At 38.5% G+C, this 7,720-nt stretch carries 15 protein-coding genes; 10 read left to right on the forward strand and 5 right to left on the reverse strand.

What is annotated here, in order from left to right:
- Nucleotides 1-67 precede the first annotated feature (67 nt).
- Entirely contained in the window at nucleotides 68-568 is a 501-nt protein-coding gene (locus L4D09_RS28060) for a hypothetical protein (RefSeq protein WP_428460835.1), read from the reverse strand.
- A 379-nt stretch (nucleotides 569-947) separates the two neighbouring features.
- Between L4D09_RS28060 and L4D09_RS28065 the strand changes: the two genes are divergently transcribed.
- A complete protein-coding gene (locus L4D09_RS28065; protein WP_428460836.1) occupies nucleotides 948-1,298 on the forward strand; it encodes a Rap1a family protein in 351 nt (116 codons plus the stop codon).
- Nucleotides 1,299-1,325: 27 nt separating this feature from the next.
- On the opposite strand, the gene L4D09_RS28070 is transcribed toward L4D09_RS28065, so the two are convergent.
- From L4D09_RS28070 to L4D09_RS28080, 3 genes are read right to left on the reverse strand one after another with little or no spacing between them, the layout of a single operon-like run.
- Nucleotides 1,326-1,961 carry an HNH endonuclease gene (locus L4D09_RS28070; protein ID WP_428460837.1) on the reverse strand — a complete coding sequence of 212 codons (636 nt, stop codon included), beginning with the start codon at nucleotides 1,959-1,961 and terminating at the stop codon, nucleotides 1,326-1,328.
- On the reverse strand, nucleotides 1,961-3,352 hold the full coding sequence (locus L4D09_RS28075; RefSeq protein ID WP_428460838.1) for an AAA family ATPase: 1,392 nt from the start codon (nucleotides 3,350-3,352) through the stop codon (nucleotides 1,961-1,963). Before L4D09_RS28075 ends, L4D09_RS28070 begins: the two co-directional genes overlap by 1 nt.
- A gap of 14 nt (nucleotides 3,353-3,366) precedes the next feature.
- Complete coding sequence (locus L4D09_RS28080) at nucleotides 3,367-3,963, reverse strand: phage repressor protein CI (RefSeq protein WP_428460839.1); 597 nt, start codon at nucleotides 3,961-3,963, stop codon at nucleotides 3,367-3,369.
- A 99-nt stretch (nucleotides 3,964-4,062) separates the two neighbouring features.
- Here L4D09_RS28080 and L4D09_RS28085 point away from each other — a divergent pair, with 99 nt between their 5' ends.
- The 9 genes from L4D09_RS28085 to L4D09_RS28125 are packed head-to-tail and all read left to right on the forward strand — an operon-like array spanning nucleotide 4,063 to nucleotide 6,858.
- Nucleotides 4,063-4,278 (forward strand): hypothetical protein, encoded by a 216-nt coding sequence (locus L4D09_RS28085; protein WP_428460840.1) that lies wholly within the window; start codon nucleotides 4,063-4,065, stop codon nucleotides 4,276-4,278.
- A gap of 40 nt (nucleotides 4,279-4,318) precedes the next feature.
- Nucleotides 4,319-4,864, forward strand: a complete 546-nt coding sequence (locus L4D09_RS28090) for a phage regulatory CII family protein (RefSeq protein WP_428460841.1) — start codon at nucleotides 4,319-4,321, stop codon at nucleotides 4,862-4,864.
- Between the two features lie 11 nt (nucleotides 4,865-4,875).
- Entirely contained in the window at nucleotides 4,876-5,169 is a 294-nt protein-coding gene (locus L4D09_RS28095) for a hypothetical protein (protein WP_428460842.1), read from the forward strand.
- A 38-nt stretch (nucleotides 5,170-5,207) separates the two neighbouring features.
- Nucleotides 5,208-5,591, forward strand: coding sequence for a hypothetical protein (locus tag L4D09_RS28100; RefSeq protein WP_428460843.1), 384 nt, complete (start codon nucleotides 5,208-5,210; stop codon nucleotides 5,589-5,591).
- Complete coding sequence (locus L4D09_RS28105) at nucleotides 5,588-5,785, forward strand: hypothetical protein (protein WP_428460844.1); 198 nt, start codon at nucleotides 5,588-5,590, stop codon at nucleotides 5,783-5,785. Before L4D09_RS28100 ends, L4D09_RS28105 begins: the two co-directional genes overlap by 4 nt.
- Nucleotides 5,782-6,198 carry a hypothetical protein gene (locus L4D09_RS28110; protein WP_428460845.1) on the forward strand — a complete coding sequence of 139 codons (417 nt, stop codon included), beginning with the start codon at nucleotides 5,782-5,784 and terminating at the stop codon, nucleotides 6,196-6,198. The genes L4D09_RS28105 and L4D09_RS28110 overlap by 4 nt, the downstream gene beginning before the upstream one ends.
- Complete coding sequence (locus L4D09_RS28115) at nucleotides 6,195-6,422, forward strand: hypothetical protein (RefSeq protein ID WP_428460846.1); 228 nt, start codon at nucleotides 6,195-6,197, stop codon at nucleotides 6,420-6,422. Before L4D09_RS28110 ends, L4D09_RS28115 begins: the two co-directional genes overlap by 4 nt.
- Nucleotides 6,419-6,646: a hypothetical protein gene (locus tag L4D09_RS28120; RefSeq protein WP_428460847.1), complete on the forward strand. Its 228-nt coding sequence runs from the start codon at nucleotides 6,419-6,421 to the stop codon at nucleotides 6,644-6,646. Before L4D09_RS28115 ends, L4D09_RS28120 begins: the two co-directional genes overlap by 4 nt.
- Nucleotides 6,634-6,858 carry a hypothetical protein gene (locus L4D09_RS28125; protein ID WP_428460848.1) on the forward strand — a complete coding sequence of 75 codons (225 nt, stop codon included), beginning with the start codon at nucleotides 6,634-6,636 and terminating at the stop codon, nucleotides 6,856-6,858. The genes L4D09_RS28120 and L4D09_RS28125 overlap by 13 nt, the downstream gene beginning before the upstream one ends.
- Before the next feature lie 28 nt (nucleotides 6,859-6,886).
- On the opposite strand, the gene L4D09_RS28130 is transcribed toward L4D09_RS28125, so the two are convergent.
- Nucleotides 6,887-7,357 carry a hypothetical protein gene (locus tag L4D09_RS28130; protein ID WP_428460849.1) on the reverse strand — a complete coding sequence of 157 codons (471 nt, stop codon included), beginning with the start codon at nucleotides 7,355-7,357 and terminating at the stop codon, nucleotides 6,887-6,889.
- Between the last annotated feature and the right edge of the window lie 363 nt (nucleotides 7,358-7,720).

The following is a 7,720-nucleotide window of genomic DNA, read 5'->3' on the forward strand; positions in this document are numbered from 1 at the left end:
CTATTTACATAGTTCAGATATTAATAGAAGCCTGATTAAACAATAGGCTTCCATATTAAAGTAAGTGTTAAAGCGCATCACCGCCAGCACTATTCCAAGCTTTAGTAAAACCAATAGCCGGAAGATTAGCCTCGAATGCCCCATATTCGATGCGTACGGTATCAGAGGAATTGCGGAAAGCATTAATTATAAATTCAATCCCCTTATCAGATAGCGCTGTAGTTTGAAGTAAAGACATTCCTTTTTCTAAGTGGCATGTTTGATACATACTAATTGGTTGGCTATTTACTCGAACAGTGACTTTATTTGGGGTATTGTCTGGGTCACAAGAATCTGCTTCATTCATTTTCACAAAGTTTAAATAAAGACGCTGAGTACCTTGGTTTGAGTGTGTAATCTCTGCACCAATAGCTGTGGTTGTGCTTAGATCTTCACCTTTAATCTTAAATGTAAGTGTACTGAGTGGGTTATCTTCTGCCCATGAAGCTGTGTGCGTTTCCCAATCAGAAGCAAAAGAAGATCCAATAGACATGCACAATAATGTCGGTAAAAGCATTTTTTTAAGCATAAAAATTCACCTTTGTCTTGTTTTTATGAATTTTAACCTTGTGATACATAAGCTTCAATATGCAATGTCACGCAAGATACATATCCTTTTGTAACTAGCCGCTGTTTGATCTTATGGCTGTGCAATGCAAAGTCTACATTCCACCTCTTTTGGTGTAATCAACAAAAATGACATTTCCAGATACTGTGCATTATCACGCAACTTGAATGAAATCATTATTATTTTTGGCATATAGCTGCTTTCATGAAATTAAATAAAGAGAGGTACATATGCTCAAATGGATTTCTGAAAAATTTGATAGAAGTGATGAATGGTTGGTTTCTGAATGTGGTTTGTTTCAGGTGTGTATAGACGGTCGAGCGATTTTGGTGGCGTAATTATGAAGATGATGATTTTTTTGCTTTCTATCGTTCTCTCGGCCAACACACTTGCCCAAGAAGTTGCTTGGACAGGCATGAAAACAGATAAGCTCATTGCCATAAGTGAGCAAGGGGATAAGGGCTTTCAATACGCGATGCTCTACATTCTTGGCGTTGTCGATGGCATGGAAGGGCAGAGGGCCATAAACCAAGAAGTACCGTGTAGGGTTGGTGACGCCATCGCGAATCAAGATATAACGAGTAAGGTGTTAGAAACGTTGAAGCAATTGGGTCATCATCAAGAACCTGCTGGAAAGCTAGTGATTCATGCTTATATCAAAACGTACTGTGAAGACTTCATGTATAAATAAGCCGCTTTCGCGGCTTATTTTTTAATACTAAGCTGCTCCCTTGATAGCTAATGCTGCAATTTCACGACGTATTACCTTTTTTATATCTGGGTTATCAGTATTTCTTAACTGGTCTGATAAAAGAAATATTCGGTCGTCATCATCCGCATCCGCCCCAAACTCGGCAAATTCATAAAAACGGTTTAATGAACAAACTTCTATCGTTTTAGCCCCTTTTTTCTTCTTTGCAACATAATAAAAACCTTCTTTTATAATAATTATGTTTTCATCATAGTCATCAAAGTGGGGGTGAATAATTAAATAATCTGAACTTTTCTTTGGATATCTTATTTTTGCTGTACTGTTTGTCACTTTTTTGTTTGACTTTGCCCCATTACAATCAACACAGGACATGCATAAGTTTAATGGTTCAAACATGAAATTTGCGACAGTTGATCGTGGAATAACATGCTCTATATCCCAGTACCTGCCATGGCGTGATTTTATTTTTTGTCGACAATATGGACAAGTTGTCTTCTGAATATCTAAATAATGTGTCTTAATTGTTTTTTTGATATTTTCAATATCATCATCAGACCAGCTTTCTCCAGAAAAAGCTTTATCACTTATCTTTTCTTTTATTTTAGCTAATTGTTCCTCATCAAATTGTACTGGCTGGATCATTACTTTTTAACCTTCTCTAATGCTTCTGATAAGATTAAAATTAGGTCTTTTACAGTATCATGATCTTCAAGCTTTTCAGATGTTTTAAATAGCATTTTAGCTTGCTTTTTATCTTCTATGTTCAACTTGCCTTGTTTACTTAATTTACTAAGTAAAGATACAACAATTCGATTTAGATATTCATTGTTTACACCAGGTTCGTCGAATAATTCAACCAACTGATAGTCAGCAGATTTATCAATATAATAATCTGATTTAATAGCTTTTCCTGAGTCCATATTTAATATGTAGCAGTTATTGCTTTTGAGCTCAGATATAATTAATGGAGAATGCGTTGAAATGATAAAATGACATTTTTTATAGTTATCAAAGCATTTCATTAATAAGTTCATAAACCTTTTTTGCCATTGAGGGTGCAAACTAATTTCAGGTTCATCGATACAAATTATACTATTGTTTCTTATGACTCCAGAAATATTTAGTATTGTTAGCAAGATACACTGTTGACCTGAACTAGCTTGTGATATAGAAAGTGATCCACCCTCTTTATTTAATAGGATATCCTTAACTTGAATAATCCCTAAATCTAGTAATGTTAATAAATCTTTGTTTTTACTAAAATCACTATCAATTACAATACCTCTGTAGAAGTCGTAGAAAGTGTTATGTAATGACTTATAAATCACATCGACTATTTCGTCTTTATTGTTTTTATGAATGTTGGTAAATAAGCTTGGGTGATATCGTTGTAGGATTTTTTTGAATTGAGATATTGAGTGGTCAATTAAACCTCCGTGTGAAAACAAATAATTTAGTGGGATTTTATACTTAAAAGTAACGAAACTTTTGCTTTCATAACCTAATAACCTTAAAACTGTTTTTTGTTTCTCGCCGATTCCATTTTTAATAAATGAACGAGCAAGTAAATGCATGAAATTTGATTTATTGTATGAGTTTTCTGATACCCTTAATCCTATATAGTGATATAAATCATCATCATGATGCTTGTATATTGCATTGCCTTTATATTCAACAGGAAACTTATCGAATGGACTTGTAGTTACAGCAATAACCTTTGTGTTTGGTTTGAAAGTAGAATAATTTTTCTCTTTATCACCAATATAAGATTTGTTTATTCCTGCTCTAGAATAAATCACATAGTCTTTCTTTCCATGCTCAAATTCAATATGGTTAGCATAATTTTGAGGGATTTTGAAATTAATGTTTTGCTCTGATGATGACTTAAAGTTATGAGTTATCCTTTGTAGTAATCTGCTTTTTCCGGTGCCATTAACTCCGATGATTACTGTATAAATGTTATCATTATGATTTATATCATCACTAGTTAAATAAAATCGTTTTCTATCAAGCAGTACAGATTTAATTATCATTTATTTCACTTTTATTATGAATCTGTTGTTTTACCAATTATTTTAAAGTCTTTTTCTTCTACTTCTATATCTTTATCTTCAAGTCTCATAAAAACTTTACCATTAGGTAGTTTATTAAGTTTATGAACAGCTTTTAGATTAGAATAAGATATTAAATACTCCCCACTAATAACTTTCGTGTTGCTCGTATCCACAAACCGTTTCTGGTCTTCATGCTCAACTAGCATTAAATGCTCTGCTTCTGGCATGCCTTCCAAAAACTGTGGGTCAAAGAACATCTTGCCTTTATCGACCAAATCGCCATTTTTCAGTTCGAAGTAGGGCAGTTCAACTTTGCCTGCTTCAGCCGCTGGTTTGCCGCCTTCGTACATTTCACCTTCACCTAACAACAACCATTTTAGAGAAACGCCAGTAGTCAAATGTACACGTATAGCGATTTCAAATGGTGTCTGTTCGCGTTGATGCCAAGTGGAAATAGTACCTTTGCCAACGCCAAGTACGTCTGTGAGTTCTTTGTATTCTGACAAATGTAGAGCTTTGACCAGTCTTGAGGTCACAGTTTTACCTCCTTCATACGAAGGAGATTGAATTTTTTCTTGACTAGGACTCATATGTAGATCTACCATTCATGCATCGGTAAATGTGTTCGGGCTTGTATGGCACTACATCGAACACAATTGAATAAATCAATAACTAGCAAGGATACCACCATGGAATCAACTTCAATAGTCTTTACAGCACCACTTTCGCCTTTTGTCACAGTACAAAAGTTCTCTGAGATCACAGGCATAACCCTTGGTCAGGTAAACAAGATGCTCCACGACGGCAAACTTCCCATTCGCCGCAAAACACCGGGCAAACCAAAAGAGAAGCCACTCATCAACATGGTCGCCCTAATGAAAGAAGCTGATTCACACATCTTCTAAGAAAGTCATTTGAATATAGCAATGGGAATGGGAGCTCACTATGTTTGCAAATGAATGTCCAAAACACACCGCATTCTCGAATGCATGCACCACCTTCAGTAAAGACCATGTCATTAAATCACTGGCCGCAACGTTTGGGCTAAACAGCCAAATGCTGTGCAACAAGCTAGATGCCAGCAAAACACACAAGCTGTTTGTTGAAGAACTGCTGTTACTCACCAAAGCAACCTACAACCCAGCAACAGGCAAAATGGACACCGGCTTAATTGATGGCATGTTAAGAGAACTCAACTTAACCGCGGTGCCATTACCAGAAGCCGAACAGAAACCAGTACCAACCTCTTTATCCGATCGCATGTTAGAGATTTCATCAGCCACTGGTGAGTTAAGTGCCTGCACGCTGCAAATAAATGCCACCAATCGTGTGAATAGCCGTACCAAAGAACAAGTCGTGAAGCGTGCCCAATCTGCGGTTCGTGAACTTGTGATGCTAATGAATGAAGTCGAGGGAAAGTTTCAAGCTGTGCCGGTGCTTTCTTGCGCCGTCGATGCCCTCGGTTCTATGCCATTGCCGGGACTTTCTTAAGGAGAGCCATCATGGGAAATACCGCACAAAAAATTGAACACACTTTCGCAAGGCCAGCCGCTGAATCTATTTCACGCTGCCATGCGTTATTCAATTGCAAAAGCCAGTTGGGTATTAGCTACGACAATCTAGAAGAACCGGTTAAACGCTCTTTGTGTTTTTCCGCTGGCTTAAAGCAACGCCATATAGAAATGAAGTTGCACGAACTAAGCACTTTCGAACGTAAAGCCCTGCATCGCGCCATTAATACATTGGCAGATGCACTAAAGCCACTCGCGCACCATTCGTTTACAGAGTTTCGATAATAGCCCGCAAAGGGTAATCATTTGGTTAGGAGAACATCATGGAACAAGGAATCGTAAAAAGTGATTTAGCACTAAAAGCAGAAGCCCTCGCGAAAAATTGTGAAGCCTTTGCTGAAAAGCTTAGGCAAGAGCGTGATTGCCAAGATGTGGTGATGCAAATCATGCAGCTAGCGATGATGAATAAAGACGTGATTCATATATTCGTGGATTACCAAGTTCATGTTGATTCGTTAACAGTCAGAGTTCTAGACGCAGAAACGGATTATGAAGCAAACCAAGATTACATCCATCGAGTCGATATATCGTTAACTCGCAATCGATATGAAAATGATGCCACACCACTTACACAGCTATTAGAACTTGAAGACAAATTGTTAGAGCTGATTGCTGAAGCCAAAGACAAGTTGGAGGTAGAATTATGAACACTTCAACAATCCAACTAATTATATACCTACGTGATCGTCTAGAAGAAACATGCGATTGCATTGAGTGCTGCTACGAATCTATCCGCAATGATGGCTGTGTTACTACCGACGCTGAAAGAACAGTTGAGGGTGGGCGCTTGTTCATCAAAGAAGCGAATGAATTTCTGAGTGAAATTGAGGGGGCAGAATGAGCACTAACCTTATCATGGTGACGGCCAGCGAACTCAATGATGCATTAGACAGTGTTGGCCTTGTCCCTTCTTCACAAGATACGTTCGTGAACATCTTCCAATATATTGAAGACGTAACGGGCGAGTGGTTTGCGTTAGATAATAACAAAGCCCAGTCCTTTCATATTGCGCATGATCCGTTGTTACTCGATCTCGATGAAATCTATTCCGGCTGGTTTGCCTTTTGGATGTGTGTGTTTAACAACACAGAAGGCGGCAGCGAATTAGAAACTCAAGCGTTAGGCGCCATTCGTGGCTTGTTCTTCATGGCTGCTCATAATCGTCAAATCACTGTGCCTTCTGCCATTGAAACGTGGTGGTTAGAAACCAACGAGGTGCATCAAAACAACTCACTCAATGAGGTGTCGGTATGAACTACCTAGCGGTGTACTTAAACAGTGGTGGCGGTGTGGTGCGTAATGAAGAAACCCAAGAGGTAATGAACATTCAGCTTGGTGAATATCCCTCTGCCGATATTGCGATAGAACATGCATGTGAACAGCTAGACTGCACCCACGTTATGAATGGTGTGGTTGTAAAAGGTGGGGATAGAGGTGGCTTCATGATTGTTGATACGCAGGAGTTTACCGAGCTATGAGTACGAATAAAACAGTGGCTCATGCCATTCGTATTGGTAACCGCTATTTTTATCAGTTCGGTAAAGGCGAGCGCGTACTTACTGCGTGGACGTTAGGTGGCGGAAGATTGTTTTTTGGGCGCTCTGCTGAATTCAATCAAATCATGAAAAAGATTAAGGCAAAGGGTAAAAAAGCAGAGGTAGTAACCTTTGAATTGGAAGAGAGAAGTGTATGTCCATTTTAACGTCTTCTTACGCTACTGCTTATGGAACCGTGACCTTAAAGCCTCGGCATTACAACAGGCAAGTGAATGACTTTGTTATTGAACTAAAGCTTACCCCACCAAACTTGTGGGGGTGGGGTGTAACAGCAACATTTCCTGCAGAAATGGAAAGCAAGATAACGCCAGAGTTTGCAATAGTCTGGGCAAGCGAAGCGATTGGTAAGCTGGTTTGAAAAGCCACGCCCCAAAAGGGGCGCGAGATTAGTGGTTATTTGTGCGAGAGAGGTTTTCACCGGCAAACCAAGACATAACGAGTTCAAGCCGAGTTAGTGTGATATCTGAAACATCGCAGCCTAATTCGATGCCAGCTCTTACGTGAGCGGCTGAATCGAATACTTGAAGTACAGCAGTATCTTTACTTTGAATCGTTTTGTACTTAGCAAGTAGTTCGTCATCACATGTCGGTTCATCGGTTAGAAGGTCGACGTATTGTTTGTGTTGGTACTCTGAATGAACGGCTTTTATTGCAGGTTTAAGCGTATGTGTAATCGCGGCGATTAAAGCAACTGACAACCCAATTTCATAATTGAACTGAGTACTAGCAACAATGGCTGAGCCAAAGAATATTTGCAGGATAGATATTGCTGAATCTAATCGCGAATAGAAGCAGGCATTCATTTGTTCTATACGGTTGGAGTAATGAATTTTAAATTGGGTGTCATGCCTAGACATTTTTAATCCTTATTTTTGCTCGGTGGTGGTTGTGGGATTTGACGTTTCTGTTCATGGAATTTTTCAGAATCTTTATCAGTTCGTTCGTCTGTGTAGCCTTTCATTAGGCTCTCCTTTTTAGCTGGGGTGTTGGGTTGGAACTACATCTTAGCGAACGTGTGCCAGCTACGTAAATGGGTCGGTTTTCCCCACGTTACGGGGATTTAATTAATACGAATGAGATAGAACAAAAAAAGAAAAATAGGCACGAATACGAATTTAAAAAATAATTTGGATATTTTTTAAATTTATATTTTAGGGATGAAAGAAAAAACGATGTTATCGAGAAATGACCTATTTTATGTGGCTGCTACAGTGCAGCCA

Origin of the sequence: Photobacterium makurazakiensis (assembly GCF_050336715.1) — a bacterium.
Taxonomy (GTDB): Bacteria; Pseudomonadota; Gammaproteobacteria; order Enterobacterales; family Vibrionaceae; genus Photobacterium; species Photobacterium makurazakiensis.

What these genes read in the sequence shown, in the direction of transcription:
- L4D09_RS28060 (WP_428460835.1), bottom strand. Translation starts at nt 568, where the DNA reads ATGCTTAAAAAAATGCTTTTACCGACATTATTGTGCATGTCTATTGGA.
- L4D09_RS28065 (WP_428460836.1), top strand. Translation starts at nt 948, where the DNA reads ATGAAGATGATGATTTTTTTGCTTTCTATCGTTCTCTCGGCCAACACA.
- L4D09_RS28070 (WP_428460837.1), bottom strand. Translation starts at nt 1,961, where the DNA reads ATGATCCAGCCAGTACAATTTGATGAGGAACAATTAGCTAAAATAAAA.
- L4D09_RS28075 (WP_428460838.1), bottom strand. Translation starts at nt 3,352, where the DNA reads ATGATAATTAAATCTGTACTGCTTGATAGAAAACGATTTTATTTAACT.
- L4D09_RS28080 (WP_428460839.1), bottom strand. Translation starts at nt 3,963, where the DNA reads ATGAGTCCTAGTCAAGAAAAAATTCAATCTCCTTCGTATGAAGGAGGT.
- L4D09_RS28085 (WP_428460840.1), top strand. Translation starts at nt 4,063, where the DNA reads ATGGAATCAACTTCAATAGTCTTTACAGCACCACTTTCGCCTTTTGTC.
- L4D09_RS28090 (WP_428460841.1), top strand. Translation starts at nt 4,319, where the DNA reads ATGTTTGCAAATGAATGTCCAAAACACACCGCATTCTCGAATGCATGC.
- L4D09_RS28095 (WP_428460842.1), top strand. Translation starts at nt 4,876, where the DNA reads ATGGGAAATACCGCACAAAAAATTGAACACACTTTCGCAAGGCCAGCC.
- L4D09_RS28100 (WP_428460843.1), top strand. Translation starts at nt 5,208, where the DNA reads ATGGAACAAGGAATCGTAAAAAGTGATTTAGCACTAAAAGCAGAAGCC.
- L4D09_RS28105 (WP_428460844.1), top strand. Translation starts at nt 5,588, where the DNA reads ATGAACACTTCAACAATCCAACTAATTATATACCTACGTGATCGTCTA.
- L4D09_RS28110 (WP_428460845.1), top strand. Translation starts at nt 5,782, where the DNA reads ATGAGCACTAACCTTATCATGGTGACGGCCAGCGAACTCAATGATGCA.
- L4D09_RS28115 (WP_428460846.1), top strand. Translation starts at nt 6,195, where the DNA reads ATGAACTACCTAGCGGTGTACTTAAACAGTGGTGGCGGTGTGGTGCGT.
- L4D09_RS28120 (WP_428460847.1), top strand. Translation starts at nt 6,419, where the DNA reads ATGAGTACGAATAAAACAGTGGCTCATGCCATTCGTATTGGTAACCGC.
- L4D09_RS28125 (WP_428460848.1), top strand. Translation starts at nt 6,634, where the DNA reads ATGTCCATTTTAACGTCTTCTTACGCTACTGCTTATGGAACCGTGACC.
- L4D09_RS28130 (WP_428460849.1), bottom strand. Translation starts at nt 7,357, where the DNA reads ATGTCTAGGCATGACACCCAATTTAAAATTCATTACTCCAACCGTATA.